Genomic DNA, 24,101 nt, shown 5'->3' on the forward strand with positions numbered 1-24,101 from the left:
ATGTTTTTTGCAACTGATTGACGATGAGTTGTTGTCAAAGGTTACTTTTTCAGAACTACACGAGTGAGTAATATTTAAGATTTTCAGCCCCACTCAACTCCTCACATTTAATCTTCACCGAAGAAATCTTCGCATCATACTGCCCGCAATAAAATTCCAGAACAGTATTCAAATGCCGAAGTGCGCGGGCTTGGTGTTTGCAATAGGTGAGTTCAGTTTTGCCAGTGTCGACCACGCGGTTATTGGTTACCATCACCAGATAGCGCGACCGTCGGGAGAGGTTGTAAAGCATTTTGTATGCCTTATAGGTGTCTTCGCTGATTTTGCAGGGCGAAAGGCGATGTTCCGGATTGATGGCGTCATCGACGTCGTGGTGGGTTTTGTATTGCATCCCAAAATTGGCCAAATGCGCATTGATGAGATGGAGGGCAGTGTAAAAACACGTGGTAACCTGCCAGTCCAGTGAATCTGTGACGAGCTGATTAATGTTTTCGAGAAATTTTAGATTTCTGGTTGCCTGACGGAGGTGGTCTTCAATATGTGCCAATAGTGTGTTTATTATTTGCCGAACAAAAAGTTATAATGGCTTGGTACCGGAAGCATATCGCATTTCTCAACAATGGTCGTCGTCATATCGAAACCATGTCTGTGATACTTTGCATTGATCTTTGCTTCTGCCATAATTAACTCTCCTTCAACGTCTTCGGCGTCATCTTCGATTTCGGCCCAGACCAATAACTCTGAATTGTGAAAGCTTACTGCAAGTTTTAAAAATGGAGCTTCTTCAAATTTCTTCAACAAGTGAATGTAGTCCACGAGCATGTTTTGAATATAGTATTGCTGCGCGGTTTTCATGCCGGTGTCCATCATATCCTGAATGTTGCCGTTGATGAGGGTTTCGTAAAGATGCTTTTGTTCTTCACTGGCAACGCCGGTTTCCAATGCAAGTTGGTCGACGCGAATGGAGGAAACAAAATCGTCGAACCAAAGATCGGTTTTGTTCTTTTCTTCTGTGAGGTTTTGCATGTGTAGTTGTGTTTTAGTTTGGTCTTGCGATTGGAAGGGTTTGCGAATATAACAAGATTACTCAGCAGATTTTCATTGCCCCGCCGTACTAACCAACAACTCCCGAATATCAACCTTCAAAAAAACAGAAATCTTATAAAGCATCTGCAAAGTGGGCTGGATTTCGTTGCGGCTCCAACGCGAGACGGTGGTTTCGGTCTTGCCCAAATGTTTGGCTAAATCTTTGCCAGATTTCTCCTTTTCTACGAGAACAAGTTTTATCCTATTAAGGCGCATTTTTGCCACGATATGCTCATTTATAGCTGTTTCGTGTAAATAAAATATAAAAAATTCACAACTTTAAAAGAACTTTTAGTGTATGTAAATAGTAATATTGTGTATATTTAATTTGTAAATATTACTATTTATGGTACTATTGTATTCTAAATTGTAAACTATGACACACAAAGAAAATTTACCAATCTCCGGCGAAAAGCAGCTAAAAATTTGCGAAAAGTATTACTCGCGGGAAAATTTCAGGGCCGTGTTTTTCCCGGAGATCAGGCTTGCCGGGAAGTGGCTGCAAGATTTGGGTTTTGAATGTGGGGAGGAGGTAACGGTAAAGTATTCTCCACATAAATTGGAGATTACGTTGGTACCGCCGGTTGTACCCGAACCAGCGCCGGTTCGGAAGAAGCGTTCTTCTGGGAAGGTTGTTTTTGTTGGGGTTGATGAAAGGTAGCGCTTGCCTGTTTTTTCTAATAACTGTTTTTTGGCCTGTTACTGGCTTTGGTGGATAATGGAGGCACCTGCCTCCGGCGGTTGTTCTTTTGTCTTGATACAAAAGAACCGCGCGGCGGCCGCCAAAAAATCAAGGCAAAAAAATGCTTCCGCGCTCAGGGCCAACGCACACCCCGCTTTTTTGCCAGCCCTACGCACACATTTTCTTGGCACAATTCATTAATGCAGTTGTATTCCAAATGAAGAGTTACTTGATCGGCTTTTAATGAAAACTGACGCGTGCAAAGGCCTGCGTTTATAAAGTGCGTTGGGCTGGCGAAAAAGCGGGGTGTGCGTAGGGCATGTGCGGATGAAGCTTTTTTTCGCCTTGATTTTTTTGCGGACGCCGCGCGGTTACTTTTTTGTACCAAGACAAAAAGTAAGAGAGCCGGAGGACGCGATGCAAAGTGCTAATCATTTAGATGGGCCAAATAGTTAAAACAAAAAAATAAATCCTCATTTTTCAGGCTCAAAGCGATATTCGTTGTACGCATATTTGTAAGGATAACTTTCGTACGCTTTTGTAGTGAGGTAGAGAAAAGTTACACCGTCTTCTGTGACGGTTTTGAGGTGATATGCAATGGAACCGTCGGGCTCTATGAATTCGGAACCCGGATTGGCGCGGGTGAATGGTGTATAGATTTTAAAAAAGCCGAGTGCGATATCCTTGCCATCCATATTCTTGATTTCCAGGGTCCAATTGCCTGCTTCAACCTCGGGATTAGCGGTGTTCGTGTAAGATAGCATGCGTCCATCTGCAAGAAACTCCCAGGAGACCGAGCCTCTTTTCATTTGGAAAACCTGTTTCCAGGGTTCGTCCAGGCTCTTCTTCCCGAAGCTAAAACCCACGAATAATTTCCACTTGCCGATCAGAGAGGGGTATTCGAGCTTCGGCTCTGGTGTTTTTTCGGATTCTTTGGCGCAGCCTGCACCCATGTTCAGTAACCCGCAAGTAAGGATAAATGCGTAAAAAGCGATTTTTTTCATGGTAAAAGTGAATTTAGAGTTTGAAAATTTTGGTCCTGGCCGGTTGTGGCTGGTTTTGATTTTCAAAGCTAAATGCAAGTGAGGGCGGCGGCAAGGGGGAATCGACGAGGGGCGTTTTAAATAGATGAATGTTGTTTGTCATGCTGAGCGCAGTCGAAGCAAGCTACGGGCCAGGCAGCATTCTTTTTTCTGCATTGTGCGGACAAGTGGCGTGCTTCGACTCCGTTCAGCATGACAACGTCTGTGTCTGTCATGCTAAGCGCAGTCGAAGCGAGACCGGGCGACCGAAGCGTGAAAAACCAATAACTAAGAAGAAATACGAAATCAGTTGAAATACATTAATTTAGGAAACTGACTAAACGTACCTCAACTAATTTTTAAAAATGAAGAACATCTCCTTTTTATTTTGCTTTCTAATCGTTTCAACGAAGCTTTTTTCGCAGCACGACCATCATGTCGACGACGACAATGCCGGTCATAGTCATTTGGCCCATATGCAGGCTTCGCGGGCGAAAACTGTTTATATTCATAATTTGCCCCCACCAAAATTAATGCCGGGCGTTGGGAAGTCGGCGATGAAAATTGAGACGACTTCGGAGAAAACACAGGCTTACTTCAACCAGGGCCTGAACTTGCTCCATGATTTCTGGGACCTGGAAGCATACCGGGCATTCAAAGAAGCAATACGAAATGATTCTAACGCGGTGATGCCTTACTTCGGGCTGCTGCAAGTGCCTGGTTCAAAAGAAGATAGCGTACTCATCGAGCAACGGAAATTGGCGGTGAAGCAAATCAAAAAGCTGATTAAAAAAGCGAACGATCATGAAAAACTTTATGCCGAAATGGCGCTTCTCGGCGATTCGCTGAAAGACAAGGGCTATCCCGAATTGCTGAAAAAGTACGAGGTGATCGTACACAAATTTCCGGACGATATCGACGCCAAGTTAATGCTTGCCTTGGGCAAAATGAGTGGTTACGATAACGATCTCAATCCACGCGACGGCACAATTTATAGCGAGTTTTTGCTAAAAGACGTCCAGCGCCTCGACCCTCAAAACCATGCGTTTCATCATTATTGGATACACCAAATGGAAAATTGCTGTCCGGAGCAGGCAGTCGCGAGTGCTGATGTGCTTGCATCGCTGGCACCCGCATCCGGCCACATTGTACATATGCCGGGACACATTTACAACCGGGTAGGGCAGTACAAAAAAGCGCACGATGCATTTGTGGCGGCAGTGAAAACGGATTCGGCTTACATGAAAAATGAGGGTATCCTGGAAGTGGATAATTGGAATTACATTCACAATATCAACTACTTAATAGCAAATTGCGCACACGACGGACGATATAAAGAAGGCCTCTTTTATGCTGAAAAGTTGAAGAAAATGCCCATCATGAAAGAGCGGAAGAAAATTTACGATGGTACTTTTTTCGGTCAGGGTATCATGGCACCGGCGCGCATGGAAATGGCTTTTGGACATTGGGACAAAGCCGCCGCCCAACTGGAACTGATCGTGGACAAAGACACGGTTTTCAATGCTTCCAATATGAATTTTCGCGATGGGGTGCTGCATTTTGTAAAAGGCATGGACGCGATCGCGAACGGAAAAACGGATGAGGCAATCAAGCATTCCAATAGTTTGGATGCGTTTTTGTGGCGCAATGCGTGGCAGGCGGGCAAGGATAGTACCATGCAGGAGTGGTATCAGGAGTGGCTTAATATTGCATCTCTGGAACTCCAGGGCTGCGTGAAAAGCGCCCAGGGAAAATACGATGAAGCAATCAGGCTCCTCGAAAAATCTCAAAAAGGAGAGATCTCATTGGGTTACAGAGAACCGCCTGCCTATCCCCGCCCTGTTGCGATCAGTTTGGCTAGTGCCTATGAGAAAGCGGGTAAATTGGATAAGTCGGTAGCGGTTTACGAAAATGTTCTGAAACGGTTTCCGGGCAGCGGGATTGGGTTGGCAGGGCTGGCGAAGGTTTATGCCAAGAAGGGTGAGGCAACCAAAGCGAAGGAATGCGAGGCAAAATTGAAGGAAGTTGGAAAGTTTGGGGATAAGGGGGTTTTTGTGGTGGCGAAATAGTGGCAGGGGTTGGTCATTTGTGGTCATTAATGGTCATTTGTTGTTTTTTGGTTCGGGGTGGTTTGGAATGGTTCGGGGTGGTTTGGGATGGTTCGCTATTGTTTGGGGTGCGGACAGCTATTTGGCGCAATTGGCCCTTGGGAATGTCGTTTTCTCCTCCCTTCGGTTTCTTTGAGGGTGCTTAGATTTGTAATGTCAAATAATAAATCTCAAACCTTTAACCTTTAACCTTTTAACATTATGAGACGGATTATCATCAATGAACATTTGAGTTTGGATGGTGTGATACAGGGACCAGGCGGGCCAGACGAGGATACAACCGGTGGCTTTGAGCTCGGCGGATGGAGCGCGAAATATGGGGACGATATATCAGGAAAGACGATCATAGACGCCATTCAGGAGGATTATGATCTGTTGCTGGGTCGCGTCACTTTTGACATTTGGGAGCCATACTGGCCGTTTCAAGCCGGCCCGATCGCAGACAAATTCAACGCGATCAAAAAATATGTTGCCACGAAGACGCGGACTGAGTCCAGTTGGGAAGGCACTGTTCTGTTGAACGGCGATACCATCGAACAGGTAAAAGCCCTGAAAGCCGGCGACGGGAACGACTTGCATATGTGGGGCAGCGCCGATTTTATCCAATCCCTTTTCGAGCATGGTCTTGTCGATCAGATGAATCTTTGGATCTATCCGGTGGTGTTGGGTAAAGGAAAAAAGCTATTTGCTGGCGGGACGATGCCGGGCGGCTTTAAATTGATTAAACATGCGGTAGCGTCTACCGGGCTGATTTGTGCAAGCTATGAGGCGAATGGGGAGGTGCTGATTGGGCGAGCTGGGGAGGAGTAGCGCGCTTCGATTGCAACGTGCTTCGAGCACGTTACTGGCTAGGAACGATGCCTTTTTGCATAGTGCTTCCAGCACTTCGACCGCCGGGCGGCCCCGTCCGCTCAGTGTGACAAAGTGGAATGGCGTCGTGCGACGATTTCATAAGTAGCTTTTCGAAGTATTTTCTTATATAAAAATCTGATATATACCTAACCGTTTCAAATGAAAAACCTCTTCCTCTTCCTTCTATTAACAACCTCCTACTGGGCAATTGCCCAGGACAAAAGCACCATTTCAATTGGTAAAATCGACAGCGTTTATTCCAAAATATTAGGTGAGAATCGGAAGGTGATGGTTCATGTGCCTACTGGCGGGGATGGGTTGTATGCGAAGACGCGATATCCGGTGGTGTATTTGCTGGATGGGGATGCGCATTTTAGTTCGGTGGTGGGAATGATCGAGCAACTTAGTGCAGTGAATGGTAATTCGCTGGTTCCAGAAATGATCGTGGTGGCGATCCCCAATACGGACCGGACGCGCGACCTAACGCCGACGCATGTGACTGTTGACCTGCCTTTTATGGATAGCACTTTTTCAAAAAACACGGGCGGAGGAAACAATTTTCTTTCATTTATCGAAAAAGAACTGATCCCGCATATCGACTCTCTTTACCCGACAGAGCCATATAAAATGCTAATCGGTCATTCGTTCGGCGGGTTGGCGGTGATGAATGCGCTGATTAACCGGCCGAAGCTTTTTAATAGCTATGTCTGCATTGACCCTAGTATGTGGTATGACCATATGAACTTCTTGAAAGTGAATAAGAAAGCATTAAGCGGGCAGAAATTTGTAGGGACTTCCATGTACCTGGGAATCGCCAATACGATGAGTGAGGGAATGACACTGGCCAAATTGCCAAAGGATACTATATCGAATAACAGCCATATCCGCTCGATTTTAGAGCTGGACAAATATGCGAAAACCAATCCGCAAAATGGTTTGCGATACAAAAGCAAGTACTATCCCGACGATTCCCACAGCTCTGTCCCGCTGATTACAGAATACGACGGGCTCCGTTTCATTTTTGATTTCTACGATTTTAAGCTAACGGATAAGGATTTCCAGGACAGCACGACTGTTTTGGGAAACAGATTTGTACAGCATTATGCCAATGTGTCCAAACAATTGGGTTACAAGGTGATACCTCCGGAAGCCGTGATCAATTCAATGGGTTACGGCGCAATGCAAAGCAAGCACCTGACGAAAGCGGAAAGTTTTTTCAAAATGAACATCGCCAATTATCCAGGGAGTTGGAATGTGTATGATTCTTTTGGGGATTATTTTATTGCAAAGAAGGACAAGACCAATGCAATCGCACAGTTTGAAAAGGCGCTTTCGATTCATGATAATCCGGAAACTAAGAAGAAGTTGGAAGACTTGAAGAAGGAGGGTATCACTGAATAATCTTCAAACTGGTTGAATAAACATCCTCTTCGCCACGAATTATTTTTCTATTTGTGTTAATGATGAAAATGGTGTTGGCAAAATAAAGCAGCAACATGACCGGCAGCATTGTTAGAGGGTTAACCCAGAAGCTTTGCGTGAATCCGGCAAATATGATGAAACTGGCCGCTCCATAAGTAACAATCGACCAGGTGATTTGAAAATTTAAAATACGTTTCCCTAATTCCCTGACGCCTTTTAATGTGTTCTTTCTATAAATCCAGAACCCAAGCGGAATCAGAATGTTTCCGAAAGGAATGAACCAGAAGGATAATGCTGAAAGGTTCATTAGTTTCAAAAATCCTAAATCCTCTTCCTCTGAAATCTGCGGTTCCTCGATCAGTTCCGATAGTGATTCAATAGGAACGTCGAGGGCACGAGCCAGAAGCCGCAATGTTTCCCCGCGCGGTTCGGCATTCCCTGCTTCAATTCTTTGCAATGTTCGCAGATTAATACCCGCGTTTTCGGCTAAATTTTCCTGCGAAAGGCCTTTGCTTTTACGTAATGTACGGATTTGGTCAGAAATGGTTAGTTTGTTCATTGCGAAGTAGTTTTTATACAAATTTAGTATGAAAAGTGAGCATTGATAGCGGCGTTTTTGCGACTTTACTGCGGATTTGGGCGTCTGATTTGGATAAATGGTTATATTGGATAAATCCTTTCTACCACAAATCATTCACTCCACTACGATGCGACACATTTTCCGCAAAACGACTTCTTACATTTTCTTTTTTTCCCTTGCGCTAGCTTCTCCAGGCCAGGCCCAGCAACTCATGGGTTTCAGTGCCGAATCAGCCAAAAAAGAAATGGACCTCGAAGCTGCATTCGACAAGCAATTGCAATCCAAAAATTTGCAGGAATGGATGAAGCTGATGACAGCCTACCCGCATCAGTTGGGTTCCGCATATGGTTTGAAAAATGCACTTTTCATCAAAGATAAGCTCACTTCCTGGGGATTTGAGACGATAATCGACACCGTTCATGTCTTGTTCCCTACTCCGAAAGTGAGAATTGTCGAATTAACGGAACCAACAAAATTCAAAGCGTCGCTGATGGAAAAGCCATTCAAGGAAGATGCTACTTCGGCGCAAACGAAAGATGTGTTGCCGCCTTATCATGCCTATTCTGCAAATGGGGACGTAACTGCTGAGCTGGTGTTTGTGAATTATGGCATACCCGATGATTATGAGGAGCTTGCGAAGATGGGTATTGATGTAAAAGGTAAAATTGTGATTGCCAAATATGGTAACTCGTGGCGGGGTATCAAGCCGAAAGTCGCTTACGAGCATGGGGCAATCGGCTGTATCATTTACTCAGATCCAAAAGAAGACGGTTACTTCCAGGGAGATGTTTATCCCAAAGGTCCTTACAAAAATGAAACGGGTGCACAGCGTGGCTCGGTAGTGGATCTTCCGCAAGCCCCGGGCGATCCGTTGACCAATGGTTTCTACGCCAGCGGTGATAAAAAACGCCTGACCGTTGCGGAAGCACCTTCCATGATGAAAATCCCGGTTCTGCCCATTTCTTACTCTGATGCATTGCCGCTATTGAAAGCATTGGGCGGACAAGTTGCGCCTGCTGCCTGGCGTGGCGCATTGCCGATTACCTACCACATTGGCCCCGGTCCTGCGAAAGTGCATTTGAAACTCGAATTCAACTTCGACATTGTGCCTTGCTACAATGTGATCGCAACATTGAAGGGCAGCGAATTTCCCGATCAATGGGTTCTGCGCGGTAACCACCACGATGCCTGGGTTTTTGGCGCCGCGGATCCTGTTAGCGGTGCAGTGTCAGAGTTGGAAGAGGCGAGGGCATTGGGTGAATTGGTAAAAACAGGCTGGAAACTGAAAAGAACCATTGTTTATTGCTGGTGGGACGGCGAAGAACCAGGGTTATTGGGATCGACCGAATGGGTGGAAAAGTATCAGGATATTTTGAAAGAAAAGGCAGTAGTGTACGTAAATACGGACGGAAACGGTCGCGGCTACTTTGGCGCGGGTGGTTCGCACACGCTCGAAAAATTTATTAACCAGGTTGGCCGCGATGTAATTGACCCTGAAAAAGGGACGAGTGTGATTGATAGGCTGCGTTCTGAAATGATCGTCTATGGTAATCCGACAGCGAAACAAGAAGCGCGCAGCCGCTCCGATCTCCGAATTGTCGCATTGGGTTCCGGTTCGGATTATACGCCGTTTATTCAGCATTTGGGGATTGCGTCACTTAATCTGGGCTTTGGCGGTGAAGACGGCGGTGGGGATTACCATTCGATTTTTGATTCTTACGATGATTATATCCGTTTCAAAGACGGCGATTTTGCTTATGGGGTAGCGCTGGCAAAAACCTGCGGTCGCTCGATACTGCGGTTTGCAAATGCGGAAATTCTGCCTTTTGAATTTGGCAACTTCTCAAATACCGTTCAGATGTATGCGACGGATGTAAAAAAGCAACTGGAAACGGCACGCACCACGGCCGAAGATCACAACAAGCTGCTTTCAGAAGGCCGGTTTGAAGCAGTTGCTGATCCGAAAGAACCAAAACAAACGATCAAGGCAATGGTCGTCGCCCCATATCTCAATTTCGCGCCGCTGGAAAACGCATTGTCAAAGTTGGAGGAAAGTGCAAATACATTCACCGCCTTATTGGACAAAGCAGGAAGTCTTCCCGCCGATAAACTAACCCAACTGAACCAAATTCTTTACAAAACAGAACGTTACCTGATCAATCAGGAGGGTTTACCCAAACGGCCTTGGTACAAGCACCAGATATATGCCCCGGGTTTTTATACAGGTTATGGTGTGAAAACCTTGCCGATGATCCGCGAATCGATCGAGCAGAAGAATTGGCCTGATGCGGAGATCGGGATTACTAGGGTGACGGAGGCTTTGAAGAATTTCACAGGAGAGATTGACAAGGCAGTTGGGCTGGTTAAGTAACGGCATCGGATTTTCAGGCAACCTCAAACAGAGCCAGAGGCTCGACCAATTTCCTGACTCCGGATTTCAATCCGGAGAGTCCAGCAAAAGCAGGTTAGTAGATAGTTGCAGGCCCAATCGTTATGGCGGTCCGCCTGCGATTTTTTTGGCTGCACGGATTGAAATCCGTGGTTATAGGATCGGTCGAGCCTCTGGCTCTTTTGTGCATCAAAAGATCGGATTTGCCCCAGACCCGAGATGCCACAACTTTCCTGACCGTAATCGAGGCGAACAAAGGCATTATCTACAAGGTCGCTAATGCGTATTGAAGGGTATAAGTAGGAAATCATCCAAGATGATTGGGCGTTCGGCAGGTTAACAAACCCCACACTTTAATCTAAACAAAATACACTCCAATCCAGCCCCCATAGCCCCTGAATTTTTCATAATTGTAGGCATTGTGCTGTTGCTTTTGGTCTTCAATTGATGCTACATTTGGTGACACCCGGACACAAGGCCATCGTATTACCTTATTTGCAGAAACCAACATGTGGAATCAAACAAAAGCAACCGAACTTTTAAAGATCAGATATCCGATCGTGCAAGGCCCTTTCGGAGGCGGGATGTCGTCTGTCGCATTGGCTAGTACTGTTTCCAATGTGGGCGGGTTGGGGTCATTTGGCTGTCAGCCGCTTTCAGCGGAAGACATTGTCAAAACATGCTCGGAACTTAGGAAAGCCACGGATAAGCCTTTCAATATTAATCTTTGGGTTTATGATCGCGACAAGCGATTGGCAGAATTTGAGGATGACGAGTATTCCAAACTTACGACACTTTTTAAACCGTACTTTGATGAGTTAGGATTGCCGATCCCTCCCATGCCAACCAATCTCGGGCCAAGGTTTGAGGATCAGATCGACGCAATTTTTGAAGCAAAACCTCCGGTTTTTAGTTTTGTATACGGGATACCGTCCGAAGATATCCTTGGAAAATGCAGGCAATTAGGCATTAAAACAGTAGGAGCAGCGACAACCGTGGATGAAGCCATTGCATTGGAAAATGCTGGTGTCGATGCGGTGGTAGCCACTGGGTTTGAAGCGGGTGGGCATCGGGTGTCGTTCCTTAGATCTTCCGAGGATTCGCTCACAGGCACTTTTTCGTTGATTCCCCAGGTTGCAGATCATGTTAACATTCCGGTGATTGCGGCTGGCGGTATCTCAGATGTGAGGGGAATGAAAGCTGCGTTCGCATTGGGCGCCGACGCGGTTCAGATCGGAACTGCGTTCCTGGCCACCAGCCAATCCAATGCGAGTGAGGATCACCGCGAAACATTGTTTTCGCCGGAAGCCAGGTACACCACGCTGACCAAAGTTTTCACAGGCCGACTAGCCAGAGGCATTCGCAACAGGCTGACTGAAGAATTAAAAGATCACTTCGATGCAATGGCGCCCTATCCTTTGCAAAGCAAATTCATGGGATCTTTGAAGGCTTATCCCGCCGCCGCCGATAGAAATACAGCATTTAAAGCCTATTGGGCAGGGCAGTCAGCTTCACTCATAAAATACAGAGATGCCCTCGAATTGATGACATTTTTGGTAGCTGAGATGGATAAATAAGACATTAGTGGCATGGTTTTGGAATAATTTCCCGCATAACCATCCATCTAAAATGATGAAATTATTAGTTTCAACCTGCTTAATAGCTGCAATATTAAGTGGCTGTAATAGCAACCAAAAGACACAGGAAACCGCTTTCAAAGCGCAACAGAAAACAATAGATTCGATGAAAGTGGTCATTGAAAAGCAAGCAATTGTCGATTCGATGAATGCTGTAATGGCCGAGCGTGAAAAAGAAGAAATTAGGGAAGAAAAACAGCAAATTGCGGAAGCTGGCAACAATGCAACCGTAACCACTGCCAAGAAGAAAAAATGGAACCATACCGCGAAAGGCGCAGTAGTGGGAGCAGGTACCGGCGCAATTACTGGTGCAATTGTAAACAAAAAACGTGGAGAAGGCGCGTTGATTGGAAGTCTGATCGGAGCCGGAGTGGGCGCGGGAACGGGTGCGATTGTTGACAATTCTAAAAAGAAAAAGGAAAAACAATAGACCGTCATTGAATGGCCTGGAATCCGGAAACCTACAATCAATTTAAATCAGAGCGTTTTACACCGTTTTATGATCTGCTAACATTGGTTAAGGTAAAGTCAGGAATGAATGTGATCGACCTTGGCTGCGGTACTGGTGAACTAACCAGAAAACTGGCGGAGGCATTGCCTGATTCAGTGGTTTTAGGCATAGATTCCTCAGAGGAAATGCTGAATGATTCGAAAGCGTTTGTGAATCATCATCTCAGATTTGAGCGCCGATCTATTGAAGAGCAAATTCAGCTTGATGAAAAATACGATCTGGTTTTTTCAAATGCGGCAGTTCAATGGGTTGAAAACCATGAATTGGTGTTTCCAAAAATTATTTCAATGCTCAAACCGGGCGGGCAGTTGGTAATCCAAATGCCCGCCCAAAATCATAATATCTCTAATCGGATGTTGAATGAATTGGCCGCAAAAGAGCCATTCAAGTCCGCTCTGCAAAATTGGACACGAACTTCCCCCGTTCTGGACATTGACCATTATGCAAAAATTCTTTACGAAAATGGAAGCCGTGAGATGACGGTTTTTGAAAAGATATATCCCCTCATTTTAAAAGATTCCAGCGCATTGTTTGATTGGGTTTCGGGTACTGCTTTGATTCCGTTCACGGAAAGGCTTGAAGGTGAGATGCAAGAGGCTTTTATCGAAGCCTATAAGAAAATACTAAACGGCCAATTTGAGAAGTCGCCCGTTTTTTATCCATTCAAACGGATTGTTCTGGAAGCTACATTTTGATAGCATTTTCGGCGCAGAAAATATGTGCGATTGTTTTTGGAAAAAATCAACATTGAAAGAGAATGCAAACAAACATCCTGTGGACCGGCCGTGAATACTATTCTCTGGAAAATTGCTCTGTAAAAACGACGGAGACGGGTTCCGAAATAAGCGCTGCAATTGTTGGGAAATATAGCGAGGAACTTTATCGTGTGCAGTATCAGATTATAACTAACTCAAATTGGGAAACCATTTATCTTGAAATAAAATACTGGATTAATGGCCAGGAACGGGACATCAAATTTGAAAGCAATGGGAATGGCCGCTGGACTTGGAATGGAAAAGAGCAAGTCCAATTCCAGGATTGCATTGATATCGACATTCCATTGACGCCATTTACCAATACACTTCCTATCAAAAGGCTTGATCTAAAAATCGGCGAGCAACATCAGATCAAAGTCCTCTATCTCGATTTGCTCGAAGGGAAATTTACTGCTGTCTATCAAAAATACTCCCGACTTTCGGATACGCAGTACCATTATGAAAATGTCCCCAATGATTTTGAGGCCGATATTACTATTGATTCCCAGGGATTTGTTGTCGATTACCCATCTTTATTTGTGCGAACGGCCGCGATCGTGACGGAGTAATAATTCGAAAAAATTATCTTTATTGGAGACATATCAAACCAATTAACCATGAGCCTTTTTTCAGAAGATGAGCCGCAACCGGTTGAAATTAAAGGGAATTCGTTGACTTGCCCTGTTTGCACTAATAAGTTATTCTGGACACGCGATGCGCAATTGAATACGCCCGTCGCAACATTCTTCAATCTGGATTGGGCCAATCGGTCTGCAACCTGCTTTGTGTGCTCTGATTGTACACACATTCTCTGGTTTTTGGGGAAATGATCAAGGTAATCCGCAAGAGCGAGCCCCAGGATTTGAAAGACATTTATGAGATTATCAACGACGGAGCATCCGCATACCGTGGTATCATACCGGCCGACCGATGGCATGAACCTTATATGGCTTTTCAAGAGTTGGAAGATCAAATTAAGGAAGGGGTTGACTTTTGGTGCTATGTCGAGGATGGTGAAATTCAGGGCGTTATGGGTATTCAGCTGAAAAGTGACGTTACACTGATCCGCCATGCTTACATAAGGACAGCGGTGCGTCAAAAAGGAATTGGTGGCAAATTACTCGCTCACCTGAACGACATTGCCACAACCCCCGTACTGATAGGCACTTGGGCAAATGCACATTGGGCCATAAGATTTTATGTAAAACATGGGTTCCATTTAGTGTCTGAGGAAGAGAAAAATATGCTTCTGAGGAAATACTGGTCTATTCCCGAGCGTCAGGTTGAAACCTCCGTGGTTTTGGCGAGCAGAAGTAATTGATAACATTTTTGAAATAGGACCATGCAAGTCGAAATAACCGATGCACATCGGGAGGAGTTGCGGGCGGCGATGATGTTGCTAGAATATCCGGGTATTGCTGCGAAAATCACGGATTTTATTGGGATGCCTATTCAAAAGGCGCTTGATTTGCTTCCTAAAAACTGGAATGAAAAAATTGGGGTCATTACCAGAACGGCTTTGCTCAAAGCTTCGGACGCGGCCATTTTTACAATGAAAAATAAGCAGGGAGGCAAAGCTTCCAATGCATGGCATAAGGTAGGCGTTGCGGTGACGGGTGGTGTGGGCGGCTTTTTTGGTTTTGCCGCGTTGGCGGTTGAGTTACCCGTTTCAACGACCATTATGCTGCGATCTATTGCGGATATTGCCAGGTCACAGGGCGAGTCCATTGCTGATTATGAGACGAAATTGGCTTGTATGGAGGTATTTGCATTGGGTGGGACAAGCATTGCCGATGATAATTCTGAAAGTGGTTATTACGCTGTCAGGTTATCCCTGGTCACTTCGGTTTCCGAGGTGGTGGGTTATGTTACCAAAACGTTGTCGGATAAAAGTTCTCCGGCGCTTATCAAATTTATTTCCAGTATCGCGCAGAGATTTGGCATCCAGATTTCAGAAAAGGTTGCTGCACAGGCAATTCCGGCCATTGGAGCGGCGGGAGGCGTTATCATTAATACCATTTTTATCAATCATTTCCAGGATATGGCGAGAGGGCATTTTACGGTCAGGAAACTGGAAAGGATTTATGGTAAGGATGCTGTGAAAGCTTGTTATGATGGTTTATTGCAATCCAGCATGAGCCGAAAAAATCAAAAATTCTAAGAGCCTTACTATTACCGTTCATTTTGATTATCTTCCAAATGAAGACCATGCAACGGTCACCCACCTGGCGGTATTTAATGCATTCACACAATTATATCCTTCCAATCCTAAATAGCAAACCCAACTTTAGAATATGAAGAAACTTCTCCTTGTATTACTTTATGCCGCATGTATTGGATCCGCCCACGGACAGGCATTTGCAGTTTTGCTTCCCGATTCTTTAAGCAAAAAACCATTGGACGGAAGATTGCTCCTGATGCTTTCCAACAATACCAAAGCCGAGCCGAGGTTTCAGATTAATGGCGGTCCATCTACCCAACTGATTTTTGGAGTGGATGTAGAGAATTGGAAACCGGGAACCACCCAAATGATCCAGGCCAATTCGGAGGGTTATCCTAAACAAACTTTGAATGAAATCCCTCCCGGAAATTACACGGTGCAGGTGGTTTTGCATATTTACGAGACATTTAAACGAAAAGACGGGCACGTTTTGAAGTTGCCCATGGATAGAGGGGAAGGCCAGCATTGGAATACGGCGCCGGGTAACCTGCTGTCTACGCCCCAATTGATCAAGTACGATCCTTATTCGGACAAACCCTATTTTGTTTCCCTTAATAGGACCATGCCGCCCATTAAAGAGCCCCAAGACACTGATTATGTGAAACATATCAAGATCCAAAGCAAGCTGTTGACGGAGTTTTGGGGCAGGCCGATGTACCTGGGAGCACATATCCTCCTGCCTCAGGGCTGGGACAAACATCCGGATGTAAAATATCCGCTGGCAGTATACCACGGCCATTTTCCTGCTGATTTCGGCGATTGGCGTACGATACCTGCCGACGAAAAATTGAAGCCGGATACCAGTGAAAGGTTTCACATTACTGGTTACAACAAGATTACGCAGCAGGAAAATTATAACTTTTATAAACTGTGGACAGGCCCAAATTTCCCACGCGTAATCGCCATTGAAATCCAGCACGCCAACCAATTTTATGATGATTCTTACGCTGTTAACTCTGCTAACATCGGCCCATATGGCGATGCGATCACGTATGAGCTGATTCCGGAAATCGAAAAGCGTTTCAGGGGAATCGGTAAAGGCTGGGCGAGGTTTATGTACGGCGGTTCAACGGGCGGCTGGGAAGCATTGGCCGCGCAGGTTTTTTATCCGGATGAATACAATGGCTGTTACGCCGCCTGCCCCGATCCGATCAGCTTTGATCATTATACCGTTGTGGATCTTTACAAAGACAAGAATGCCTATTATCTCGAAAGTGATTTCAAAGAAACGCCCAGGCCGGGCATGACCAATTACCTTGGCCACATCAGCAGTACATTGAAAGAACTTAACCAGCTCGAACTGGTACTGGGCGACAAAAGCCGCAGCGGCGAACAGTGGGATATCTGGGAAGCCGTGTTTTCACCTGTTGGCAAAGATGGTTACCCAGCCCGGATCTGGGACAAAAAAACGGGTGTAATTAACAAAGACATTGCTGCTTACTGGAAAGAGCATTTTGACCTAACCCACATTATTCAAAGGGATTGGCCAAAAATTGGTGAAAAACTGAAAGGCAAGATCCATGTGTACGTTGGTGATATGGATAATTACTATCTCAACAATGCAGTTTACAGCGCAGAGGATGTTTTGAAAAAACTGAAAAACCCGGCTTGCGGCTGCGAAGTGGACTATGGCGACCGGGCGGAGCATTGCTGGAATGGCGACCACAGCCAGCCAAATTACATCAGCCGACTGCGCTACCATCAAATGTTTATTACCAAATGGGCCGAGGAAATGAAGTCCAGAGTTCCAAAAGGTGCCGATCTGACCAGCTGGAAGTATTGACGGTTACCTGTCCCTTTTTAATTATATGATAACATAGGCCATTTAATGCCTTATCAGATGAAAATGAATATATATGAAGCTCCCATTAACCGATATTGAAAAAACAAATCTCAAAAAAAGCAAAGTCAGAATTGCGGAAATCCTCGACTATGCGCCAGATGAACTGGAAGTGTTGCTTAACTCGACCGCTGAAAGAGCAAGCCAAATTTATGCGTTGGCAGAATTTCAGACTGTTCCATCGATTGGGATAAAATTCGCAGGCGATCTGGTATTCCTGGGTTACTATTCAATTGACGAACTAAAAAATAAAGATGGGGCAAAGCTGACTGACGAATATGAACAGAAAAAAGGTTACTGGATAGATCCCTGTGTTGAAGACCAATTCAGGCTGATCGTGAATTTTGCCAATACAAAAGACATGACTAAAACCTGGTGGGATTTTACCGAAGAAAGGAAAAAATACCGTCTTGAAAACGGTTATCCGTTGGACAGGCCTATCAAAGCATGGCATGAAACATTGGAATACAAGTTTCAATCCTCATGATCGGCAATGAACAATTCCGGGAGATGGCTTTGTCTTTTGAGGAGGCGACGGAGTCGGCCCATTTTGAAAAGAATTCATTCCGGGTGGGGAAGAAGATATTTGCTACTTTGGATGAGAAAGTCGGGCGGGCATGTCTGAAATTGAATGAGACTGACCAGGATTTGTTTTGCCTGGCTGATAGTACCATCATTTATCCGGTCCCAAATAAGTGGGGCAAGCAAGGGTGGACATTAATCGAATTAAGTAAAATTGGAAATGAAGTATTAATGGATGCTTTGACCATCGCATTTTGCGAAGTGTCGTCAAAAAAATCGAAAAACAGCATAAAAAAGTCGTTGAAATAGAAGAGTGTATGAAGAAAGTTGGTTTGGTAGGCGGAATGAGCTGGGTCTCGACCATTGATTATTACAGATATATTAATGAAGGAATCAATGAAAAACTCGGCGGATTGAATTTTGCGGAGTGCGTAATCTACTCCCTGAATTTTGGCGATATACAGTCGGTTAGCTGGGATAAATCTTTTGATATTCTTTATGGGGCCTGCGAAAGTCTGAAAAAAAGTGGTGCTGAAGCGATTGTGCTGTGTGCGAATACAGCGCATGGAATGGCTGAAATGTTGGAAGAAAAAACGGGATTGCCGATCATTCATGTTGTAACAGCTACGGCAAATGAGGTGAAAGAGCAGGGATTGAAAAGGGTGGGGTTGCTGGGCACCATTTACACCATGGAGATGGATTTTTATAAAAATGGGTTGAGAAATCAGGGTATAGAGCCTTTAATACCTGAAAACCAGGAGACTAGGATTTTTATTCAACAAACCTTGAAAGAGGAATTAGGAAGAGGGATTTTTACAGCAGAAACCAAGAAAGCATATTTAGAAATCATTGATGAACTAATCAAAAATGGTGCAGAGGGGATTATTCTGGGTTGTACAGAAATTCCAATGATCATTACCCAGAAGGATGTTTCCGTGCCGGTTTTCGATACCACAAAAATTCATTCACAGGCAGTGGTAGCCTACGCATTAAGTTGAGATATGAAGAAAATTTACGCTTTATTATGTTTAATGCTGATCGTGGAGGCCGGGTTTTTAATGGCGCAGCCGGTTCCTGTAATTGAGATGTTCGTTTCAGGGTTTACGCGGCCTGTGCGTGTGGTTCATGCTTACGACGCCAGGCTGTTTGTAGCGGAAATAGGTGGCAGGATTAAAGTTGTAAAGAATGGTGCGGTGCTCCCGCAACCCTTTCTGGATATTAGCAGCAAAATCAACGACCCCGTTTACGCAGGGATTTATAGCATTGCATTCGCGCCTGACTATCAGATATCCGGATATTTATATGTGTTATATGTCTTAAAAAGCAGTTCGGAAGTTCAATTGTCAAGATTTAGTCGCTCCGCTTCCAATCCCGACCTGGCGGATGCTGCCTCCGAGCTGAAAATCCTCACAATTCCATACGAGGATGTATTGGGCGGTCACCGTGGTGGTGACCTTGCTTTTGGCAAAGATGGTTTCTTGTATGTTTCAACGGGAGATAATGGACCAGGGAGTAGGGGAGACATTGGCGACCCCAAGAACAATTCCCAGAATATGACCAAGATCTTTGGTAAAATGCTCAAACTGAATGTAAATAGCCCGGCCCCCGCCGAAAATATTCTCACTAAAATCTTCGCCTTAGGCCTGAGAAACCCCTGGCGTTTCAGTTTCGACCGATCTACCGGCGATCTATGGATCGGCGATAACGGTCAGGATGCCTGGGAGGAAGTGAATTACTTGACGTATCCGTTCGCACCAACAATTTCGAATTTTGGCTGGAATTGCCTCGAAGCCAACCAAACTTATAACACTTCACATTGCGCGACAGGCACCACATATACAGCTCCAAAATACACTTATCCCGGATTCAATAATAATGGCGGAAATAGTGCGTCGGTCATGGGAGGTTATGTTTATCGTGGAAGTAAATATCCGTCCATGAAAGGTTATTACTTCTTCGGCGATTATCAGTCTGGCAAGATCGGGCTGCTTAGTCCGGCGGGTACAGCAAGCTTCCCAGCCAATCTCACCCAGCCGTCGCTGATTTCATTTGGCGAAGATCAGAGTGGCGAACTTTATGCACTTTCGCTGTCTAACGGCACATTGTCCAAAATCGTTTATCCGGATGATCCGCTGCCAGTTACGCTGGCTTATCTGACGCAAAAACTCCATGGATGCAATATGCAATTGGAATGGAAAACCTCCTTTGAAAGTAATTTCAAGCAATTTGATTTACAACGCAGCAAGGACGGGAAGAAATTTGAATCAATTACAACTATCCAGGCATCTGGCACGGAGAAAGTTTACTATTATGAAGACGTTCAGCCCTACTTCAATACCAATTATTATCGGCTTAAAATGATCGATCAGGATGGAAGTTTCCAGTATAGCAAGCTGGTAAGGGGAACATTAAACTGTCCTGACAATAAGATTACCGTTTTCCCCAATCCTTCTTCCAAACTATTTACGGTAAGTGGACTGAAAAGTGGATATCATATAGAAGTCTACAATTCGGCAGGACGGATACTACTTTCCCGAAAAGCGTTTTCAGAAGCGGCCATGCAGCTTGATCTCAAAAATTTTATGGATGGCATTTACATTCTCAAAGTTTCGGATGCTGGAACGGGTTATTACGAGAGCAAAAAAATGGTTAAGAAGTAACGGGCTACATACTTTCCGACGACGGCACGATCTGGGCTTTCAGGTCCGGGTCTTTCATGTCTTTATCGAATGGAAACATCGGTCTCTTAATTCTCTTGTAATCAAGCCTTTCCAGGTTCTGATCTACCCCGCCGGGTGTGAGCGAAAGGATCCAATCTGCCCGCATATTATAAAGCTCAGGTTCGAGGTATCCTATTTTCACCACCACAATGTCCGATTTGCGTGGATTAAGCCCTAATCTCGTGAAATCCGCCTCTTTATGATACGGTTTGCGTTTTTTAGTAACGATAACCTGAACGCTGCCCACCTGCACCACCACTTCCGTTTCTGCGTTTCGGTCGCCGTGTTCGATGGATTTAACGATCCCGGTTAAACGAATAGGAGGGGCAAAGCGCGAATCAACTTTGGCACCTGCCAAGGCATCCACTTTTCCACCGACGCCAACTGCAATCGCCTTTTCTACCAACTCAGGGCCAGGGATTGATGCATAAATAAGCGAAGGTCCACGCTCGGTTTTGAATTCTGGTCTGGCCAGGATTTCCGTCAATGTCCAGGTAACATCTCCCGCGCCTCCCGCAGTGGGGTTATCGCCAGAATCACTGATGAAGTAGGGGTGCTTGTCGCTCTTAACCGCTTTGTCCAGACTTTCTTTTAAGTTACCGGTGGGCGCAACAAATGCAAAGTCCTTTCTTACCTTCCAAAAACTATTCGCCAGCTTTTCTGCTGTGCTGGTAACCACCGCTTTATCGTCGCCGGTCACCATCACAACCGCATGGTTGCGCGGCTCGTCGGCCCATGCATATCCCACCCACATGGCGGCATCGATCACTCCTTTTTGCAGCGAAGCAGGCGCGACGGCAGCATAAATGGTTTTTGCCGGTTCGATCCGTGTGCTCGTTTTTTCACCGGGCAACAACACAGGTATTGGAATGTAAGCCTTGAACGCAGGTTTTCCTTTGCCACTTTCAATCCTGGAAAGCAAATTGGTTACTGCCCGTTTTTTTGTCTGCATGGCATCCTCGTGCGGCGCCATGCGGTAGCAGGTAATGAGGTCGGTATGCTGTGCAAGCCGCCAGGAAACATTGCCGTGGAGATCCATGGAAGTGGATACAAGCGTCTTTTTTCCAATAACCTCACGAATCCGCACAATGAAATCGCCCTCCGGATCTTCGAGTCCCACCACACTCATCGCACCATGAATGTCAAAAAACAATCCATCGTACTGACCATTCTTTTTGAGTAAGTCCAATGTTTGCTTCACCAGCGATTCGTAGGCCTCCCTGGTCACAGCGCCTCCCGGGAGCGACTTGCCAACCAGTGCCGGAAGCCAGGTCGCTTTGGCCCTGATGCCCGAATCAGCAGCCATAAAAGGGTAGGAGGTATATACCTCATCGCCATACTTCGCATGAAAGGCTTCTTCGGTAGTAAGTGCAGGTGAAAAAGTGCTGGATTCAATGCCCAGCCCAGCAATGGCGATCCTGGGGAGCGTCTTTTTATCTTGTGAAAGAGTTGGCCGAAAAGCCGCCAGACAAAAAGAAACGACCAGCAAAAGTGTAGTTTTCATACCTAATATTTTAAGGAACCTCATTAGACCTCTATTTTAATGAATATAGGTCGAGGTTTCTTAAAAGACAAGAATATACTGGGAAATTGCAGAGGATCTATAAAGATGCGCCAAGGGAAAAAACCGCTGTCAGTATTCGTCTGACCTTATCTACAATGCGGGCTCCGAATGTCTTCTTTTTGTAAAAGACCCGTTGCGCATAATGAATTTCGTAAGCATTATCAATTGATAACGTTGCATCGGTATTCAAATTTTTCCAGGCTTTGGTTTCATTAAAATTGTAACTGTTTTGGAGTTGTTCGGATTCATTATCGTCAATTCCGATATTACTTACAAGATTTACATTTGGAACTACCGCTAGTCCGTCATTTTGAAATAATGTGTATTGCCACTGATATTCCCAGGTATGTTTTTTCTTTTCTTCATATACGGTGTCAAAACGATCGTGCCAATATTTAGCAACTTCTGCATCTCCAAATATCTTCTGTATTTTCTTCTCACTTTTCATTTCTGGAAGAAGCTCCATCCAGAAATCATATTTATTCCAAGCCCTTTTCCAGGTTGCCCATCCACATAAATTTCCAACCCGGCTAAAAAAATGGTCGGCGTGATTAATCTTTGATTTTTCGTGCCGATGCGTTCCGGATATATGCATGACACGGTCATTGGATTCATATTTGTCCAGCATGAACTTGCAGAAGGCAAAGAAGGTCGGATGAGGCAGGCAATCGTCTTCGAGGATAATTAATTTGTCGCAGGTTTCAAATGCCCAGGTGATGGCAGATGGAATCCCTATGGCGTTTCCAATTTTAGTTTCCGGAAACCAACGTTCCACTTTGCAAGGCCAGTTGATTTGCGAATCGTCAAGCAGGTACCGGCATGTCTCAACCAGTTCAGCCTCATGCGAATCTTCTGTTGCAGGTGCATCTGAAAAAAGGAACAATTTTGACGGCTTTATCTTCCTGATCTGCTCAAATACATGACACGTAATCTCGGGCTTGTTGAAGGTGATCAGCAAGATAGGTATGTCAAAAAGCTTTTTATCCATTCAGTTTGTTTAATATCCTATTTACTTGCCACGAGTATTCTTAACCAAACTTATAAGTGTGTGTCAGTGCAATTATTTTTAATGTATCGAAGGTATAAGACATTTATGAGAACAATGACTTTTTGGGGCCAATGTCGACTAACATGGGGTCATTGAGTTTCTGTAAGAAGAATAAGATTTGCTATTTCATCCAGCTACTTATTCACCGTCTGGTTGTAATATTCGCTGGGTGTACTTTGCATCAATTTTTTAAATTGCTTATTAAAATTGGAGAGATTATTAAAACCACTTTCATACGCAACCTGCCCAATGTCGAAACGTCCCTCTGACAGCAGCCTGCATGCGTATCCGATACGAACTTCCGTCAAATACTGAAAGTAGCTTTTTCGGGTCCTGGTTTTGAAATACCTGCAAAAAGCTGAAACGGAGAGGCTTGTCAATGCTGCAATTTCAGCTAGCTCGATGGGTTTGCGGAAGTTTGTGATCGTGTATTCATAAACGCGGTTGATCTTTTGCGCATTTTTGAGATGCGCGTCACTTACATAGCCGGTTGCATTCAGAAATTCGTAGTTTTCAGCTTTTGCAAGCGTATCCAGCACCATTAGCAGACTGATAATTCGCTGTGTTTTATCCGCACGGATCATGAAAAATAGTTTTTCAATAATATTTTCTGCAACCGGCCCGGTAAACTTGATGCCTCTTGCCGCCCTGCTTTTCAATTCCCGCACATGCTGAAATTCCATGGTATTGAAGAAGTCTTTTCCTAAAAAATCTTCATTGAACTGTACGATCACCGACTCGGGTGTTTCTTCGGAATTTTGCTCATAAAATTTGCGATCTCGCTGACGGGTATGTGGTAAATTACTGCCCAGAAGGAGAATTTCGCCTTCCTCAATGCTCCGGATATCATTCCCCACGAAATTGGTGCCCTTTCCTTTGATGCAGCAAATCAGTTCAAGCTCGGGATGGTAATGCCACGGATTATTCCACGGAATCGGGTCGCCTTTGAGGATAAAGGATGCGTCGACCGGAGGGATGATTTTCAGTAAATGTGGTTTCCGTGGATTAGCCATGTGCTATCTTCCCTATAATTGTCAGATCAAAATCTATTTTTGCGAATATAGCATCAATATAGGGCAATGTAGATGAGACGATCCCATATTTCATTCGTTTACATTTGTCATTATAAAAATAAATAATTT

Annotated in this window: 25 protein-coding genes; 17 read left to right on the forward strand and 8 right to left on the reverse strand. The window is 44.9% G+C overall.

The window, feature by feature from the left end; genetic code table 11:
• Nucleotides 1–55 precede the first annotated feature (55 nt).
• The 3 genes from FHS68_RS14645 to FHS68_RS14655 form a co-directional block, all read right to left on the reverse strand.
• Nucleotides 56–547, reverse strand: coding sequence for a HEPN domain-containing protein (locus FHS68_RS14645; protein ID WP_167271383.1), 492 nt, complete (start codon nt 545–547; stop codon nt 56–58).
• A gap of 11 nt (nt 548–558) precedes the next feature.
• A complete protein-coding gene (locus FHS68_RS14650) occupies nt 559–1,026 on the reverse strand; it encodes a hypothetical protein (RefSeq protein WP_167271384.1) in 468 nt (155 codons plus the stop codon).
• 72 nt (nt 1,027–1,098) lie between these two features.
• Nucleotides 1,099–1,302: a helix-turn-helix transcriptional regulator gene (locus tag FHS68_RS14655; protein WP_167273259.1), complete on the reverse strand. Its 204-nt coding sequence runs from the start codon at nt 1,300–1,302 to the stop codon at nt 1,099–1,101.
• Nucleotides 1,303–1,462: 160 nt separating this feature from the next.
• Here FHS68_RS14655 and FHS68_RS14660 point away from each other — a divergent pair, with 160 nt between their 5' ends.
• The gene (locus FHS68_RS14660; RefSeq protein ID WP_167271385.1) at nt 1,463–1,747 is read left to right on the forward strand and encodes a SymE family type I addiction module toxin; all 285 of its coding nucleotides are present in this window, start codon (nt 1,463–1,465) and stop codon (nt 1,745–1,747) included.
• A gap of 494 nt (nt 1,748–2,241) precedes the next feature.
• Here FHS68_RS14660 and FHS68_RS14665 read toward each other — a convergent pair whose 3' ends face one another.
• Complete coding sequence (locus FHS68_RS14665; protein ID WP_167271387.1) at nt 2,242–2,772, reverse strand: hypothetical protein; 531 nt, start codon at nt 2,770–2,772, stop codon at nt 2,242–2,244.
• Between the two features lie 383 nt (nt 2,773–3,155).
• Between FHS68_RS14665 and FHS68_RS14670 the strand changes: the two genes are divergently transcribed.
• The 3 genes from FHS68_RS14670 (at nt 3,156) to FHS68_RS14680 (ending at nt 7,151) form a co-directional block, all read left to right on the forward strand.
• Nucleotides 3,156–4,859: a tetratricopeptide repeat protein gene (locus FHS68_RS14670; RefSeq protein ID WP_167271389.1), complete on the forward strand. Its 1,704-nt coding sequence runs from the start codon at nt 3,156–3,158 to the stop codon at nt 4,857–4,859.
• 240 nt (nt 4,860–5,099) lie between these two features.
• Nucleotides 5,100–5,708 (forward strand): dihydrofolate reductase family protein, encoded by a 609-nt coding sequence (locus tag FHS68_RS14675; RefSeq protein WP_167271391.1) that lies wholly within the window; start codon nt 5,100–5,102, stop codon nt 5,706–5,708.
• 201 nt (nt 5,709–5,909) lie between these two features.
• Nucleotides 5,910–7,151: an alpha/beta hydrolase-fold protein gene (locus tag FHS68_RS14680; protein ID WP_167271393.1), complete on the forward strand. Its 1,242-nt coding sequence runs from the start codon at nt 5,910–5,912 to the stop codon at nt 7,149–7,151.
• Here FHS68_RS14680 and FHS68_RS14685 read toward each other — a convergent pair.
• Nucleotides 7,141–7,731 (reverse strand): helix-turn-helix domain-containing protein, encoded by a 591-nt coding sequence (locus FHS68_RS14685; RefSeq protein WP_167271395.1) that lies wholly within the window; start codon nt 7,729–7,731, stop codon nt 7,141–7,143. The genes FHS68_RS14680 and FHS68_RS14685 overlap by 11 nt on opposite strands.
• A gap of 148 nt (nt 7,732–7,879) precedes the next feature.
• Here FHS68_RS14685 and FHS68_RS14690 point away from each other — a divergent pair, with 148 nt between their 5' ends.
• From FHS68_RS14690 to FHS68_RS14750, 13 genes are all read left to right on the forward strand, one after another.
• Complete coding sequence (locus FHS68_RS14690) at nt 7,880–10,123, forward strand: transferrin receptor-like dimerization domain-containing protein (protein WP_167271397.1); 2,244 nt, start codon at nt 7,880–7,882, stop codon at nt 10,121–10,123.
• A gap of 527 nt (nt 10,124–10,650) precedes the next feature.
• The gene (locus FHS68_RS14695) at nt 10,651–11,718 is read left to right on the forward strand and encodes an NAD(P)H-dependent flavin oxidoreductase (protein WP_167271399.1); all 1,068 of its coding nucleotides are present in this window, start codon (nt 10,651–10,653) and stop codon (nt 11,716–11,718) included.
• Between the two features lie 52 nt (nt 11,719–11,770).
• Complete coding sequence (locus FHS68_RS14700; RefSeq protein WP_229211911.1) at nt 11,771–12,208, forward strand: YMGG-like glycine zipper-containing protein; 438 nt, start codon at nt 11,771–11,773, stop codon at nt 12,206–12,208.
• A gap of 11 nt (nt 12,209–12,219) precedes the next feature.
• Entirely contained in the window at nt 12,220–12,984 is a 765-nt protein-coding gene (locus FHS68_RS14705; protein ID WP_167271401.1) for a methyltransferase domain-containing protein, read from the forward strand.
• A 62-nt stretch (nt 12,985–13,046) separates the two neighbouring features.
• Complete coding sequence (locus FHS68_RS14710; RefSeq protein ID WP_167271403.1) at nt 13,047–13,613, forward strand: putative glycolipid-binding domain-containing protein; 567 nt, start codon at nt 13,047–13,049, stop codon at nt 13,611–13,613.
• 48 nt (nt 13,614–13,661) lie between these two features.
• A complete protein-coding gene (locus FHS68_RS14715) occupies nt 13,662–13,874 on the forward strand; it encodes a hypothetical protein (protein ID WP_167271405.1) in 213 nt (70 codons plus the stop codon).
• Nucleotides 13,871–14,365, forward strand: coding sequence for a GNAT family N-acetyltransferase (locus FHS68_RS14720; protein WP_167271407.1), 495 nt, complete (start codon nt 13,871–13,873; stop codon nt 14,363–14,365). The genes FHS68_RS14715 and FHS68_RS14720 overlap by 4 nt, the downstream gene beginning before the upstream one ends.
• Nucleotides 14,366–14,386: 21 nt before the next feature.
• The gene (locus FHS68_RS14725; protein WP_167271408.1) at nt 14,387–15,205 is read left to right on the forward strand and encodes an EcsC family protein; all 819 of its coding nucleotides are present in this window, start codon (nt 14,387–14,389) and stop codon (nt 15,203–15,205) included.
• Nucleotides 15,206–15,338: 133 nt separating this feature from the next.
• Nucleotides 15,339–17,048, forward strand: coding sequence for an alpha/beta hydrolase (locus FHS68_RS14730; RefSeq protein WP_167271409.1), 1,710 nt, complete (start codon nt 15,339–15,341; stop codon nt 17,046–17,048).
• Nucleotides 17,049–17,121: 73 nt separating this feature from the next.
• A complete protein-coding gene (locus tag FHS68_RS14735; protein ID WP_167271411.1) occupies nt 17,122–17,592 on the forward strand; it encodes a helix-hairpin-helix domain-containing protein in 471 nt (156 codons plus the stop codon).
• A complete protein-coding gene (locus FHS68_RS14740; RefSeq protein WP_167271413.1) occupies nt 17,589–17,936 on the forward strand; it encodes an MmcQ/YjbR family DNA-binding protein in 348 nt (115 codons plus the stop codon). The genes FHS68_RS14735 and FHS68_RS14740 overlap by 4 nt, the downstream gene beginning before the upstream one ends.
• Before the next feature lie 8 nt (nt 17,937–17,944).
• Entirely contained in the window at nt 17,945–18,625 is a 681-nt protein-coding gene (locus FHS68_RS14745; RefSeq protein WP_167271415.1) for an aspartate/glutamate racemase family protein, read from the forward strand.
• Nucleotides 18,626–18,628: 3 nt separating this feature from the next.
• Nucleotides 18,629–20,287, forward strand: coding sequence for a PQQ-dependent sugar dehydrogenase (locus tag FHS68_RS14750; protein WP_167271417.1), 1,659 nt, complete (start codon nt 18,629–18,631; stop codon nt 20,285–20,287).
• A 4-nt stretch (nt 20,288–20,291) separates the two neighbouring features.
• Here the strand turns inward: FHS68_RS14750 and FHS68_RS14755 are convergent, their stop codons facing one another.
• The 3 genes from FHS68_RS14755 to FHS68_RS14765 all read right to left on the reverse strand — a co-directional run bounded on the left by FHS68_RS14755 (nt 20,292) and on the right by FHS68_RS14765 (nt 23,972).
• On the reverse strand, nt 20,292–21,851 hold the full coding sequence (locus tag FHS68_RS14755; RefSeq protein ID WP_167271419.1) for a M81 family metallopeptidase: 1,560 nt from the start codon (nt 21,849–21,851) through the stop codon (nt 20,292–20,294).
• A gap of 97 nt (nt 21,852–21,948) precedes the next feature.
• Nucleotides 21,949–22,899: a nucleotide-diphospho-sugar transferase gene (locus FHS68_RS14760; protein WP_167271421.1), complete on the reverse strand. Its 951-nt coding sequence runs from the start codon at nt 22,897–22,899 to the stop codon at nt 21,949–21,951.
• Nucleotides 22,900–23,093: 194 nt separating this feature from the next.
• Nucleotides 23,094–23,972, reverse strand: coding sequence for an AraC family transcriptional regulator (locus tag FHS68_RS14765; protein WP_167271423.1), 879 nt, complete (start codon nt 23,970–23,972; stop codon nt 23,094–23,096).
• Nucleotides 23,973–24,101 lie beyond the last annotated feature (129 nt).

This window comes from Dyadobacter arcticus, assembly GCF_011762185.1.
Taxonomy (GTDB): domain Bacteria; phylum Bacteroidota; class Bacteroidia; order Cytophagales; family Spirosomataceae; genus Dyadobacter; species Dyadobacter arcticus.

Excerpts from the sequence above, each read along its gene's own strand:
- FHS68_RS14650 (WP_167271384.1), bottom strand. The coding sequence starts at position 1,026 with ATGCAAAACCTCACAGAAGAAAAGAACAAAACCGATCTTTGGTTCGAC.
- FHS68_RS14655 (WP_167273259.1), bottom strand. The coding sequence starts at position 1,302 with ATGCGCCTTAATAGGATAAAACTTGTTCTCGTAGAAAAGGAGAAATCT.
- FHS68_RS14660 (WP_167271385.1), top strand. The coding sequence starts at position 1,463 with ATGACACACAAAGAAAATTTACCAATCTCCGGCGAAAAGCAGCTAAAA.
- FHS68_RS14665 (WP_167271387.1), bottom strand. The coding sequence starts at position 2,772 with ATGAAAAAAATCGCTTTTTACGCATTTATCCTTACTTGCGGGTTACTG.
- FHS68_RS14670 (WP_167271389.1), top strand. The coding sequence starts at position 3,156 with ATGAAGAACATCTCCTTTTTATTTTGCTTTCTAATCGTTTCAACGAAG.
- FHS68_RS14675 (WP_167271391.1), top strand. The coding sequence starts at position 5,100 with ATGAGACGGATTATCATCAATGAACATTTGAGTTTGGATGGTGTGATA.
- FHS68_RS14680 (WP_167271393.1), top strand. The coding sequence starts at position 5,910 with ATGAAAAACCTCTTCCTCTTCCTTCTATTAACAACCTCCTACTGGGCA.
- FHS68_RS14685 (WP_167271395.1), bottom strand. The coding sequence starts at position 7,731 with ATGAACAAACTAACCATTTCTGACCAAATCCGTACATTACGTAAAAGC.
- FHS68_RS14690 (WP_167271397.1), top strand. The coding sequence starts at position 7,880 with ATGCGACACATTTTCCGCAAAACGACTTCTTACATTTTCTTTTTTTCC.
- FHS68_RS14695 (WP_167271399.1), top strand. The coding sequence starts at position 10,651 with ATGTGGAATCAAACAAAAGCAACCGAACTTTTAAAGATCAGATATCCG.
- FHS68_RS14700 (WP_229211911.1), top strand. The coding sequence starts at position 11,771 with ATGATGAAATTATTAGTTTCAACCTGCTTAATAGCTGCAATATTAAGT.
- FHS68_RS14705 (WP_167271401.1), top strand. The coding sequence starts at position 12,220 with ATGGCCTGGAATCCGGAAACCTACAATCAATTTAAATCAGAGCGTTTT.
- FHS68_RS14710 (WP_167271403.1), top strand. The coding sequence starts at position 13,047 with ATGCAAACAAACATCCTGTGGACCGGCCGTGAATACTATTCTCTGGAA.
- FHS68_RS14715 (WP_167271405.1), top strand. The coding sequence starts at position 13,662 with ATGAGCCTTTTTTCAGAAGATGAGCCGCAACCGGTTGAAATTAAAGGG.
- FHS68_RS14720 (WP_167271407.1), top strand. The coding sequence starts at position 13,871 with ATGATCAAGGTAATCCGCAAGAGCGAGCCCCAGGATTTGAAAGACATT.
- FHS68_RS14725 (WP_167271408.1), top strand. The coding sequence starts at position 14,387 with ATGCAAGTCGAAATAACCGATGCACATCGGGAGGAGTTGCGGGCGGCG.
- FHS68_RS14730 (WP_167271409.1), top strand. The coding sequence starts at position 15,339 with ATGAAGAAACTTCTCCTTGTATTACTTTATGCCGCATGTATTGGATCC.
- FHS68_RS14735 (WP_167271411.1), top strand. The coding sequence starts at position 17,122 with ATGAAGCTCCCATTAACCGATATTGAAAAAACAAATCTCAAAAAAAGC.
- FHS68_RS14740 (WP_167271413.1), top strand. The coding sequence starts at position 17,589 with ATGATCGGCAATGAACAATTCCGGGAGATGGCTTTGTCTTTTGAGGAG.
- FHS68_RS14745 (WP_167271415.1), top strand. The coding sequence starts at position 17,945 with ATGAAGAAAGTTGGTTTGGTAGGCGGAATGAGCTGGGTCTCGACCATT.
- FHS68_RS14750 (WP_167271417.1), top strand. The coding sequence starts at position 18,629 with ATGAAGAAAATTTACGCTTTATTATGTTTAATGCTGATCGTGGAGGCC.
- FHS68_RS14755 (WP_167271419.1), bottom strand. The coding sequence starts at position 21,851 with ATGAAAACTACACTTTTGCTGGTCGTTTCTTTTTGTCTGGCGGCTTTT.
- FHS68_RS14760 (WP_167271421.1), bottom strand. The coding sequence starts at position 22,899 with ATGGATAAAAAGCTTTTTGACATACCTATCTTGCTGATCACCTTCAAC.
- FHS68_RS14765 (WP_167271423.1), bottom strand. The coding sequence starts at position 23,972 with ATGGCTAATCCACGGAAACCACATTTACTGAAAATCATCCCTCCGGTC.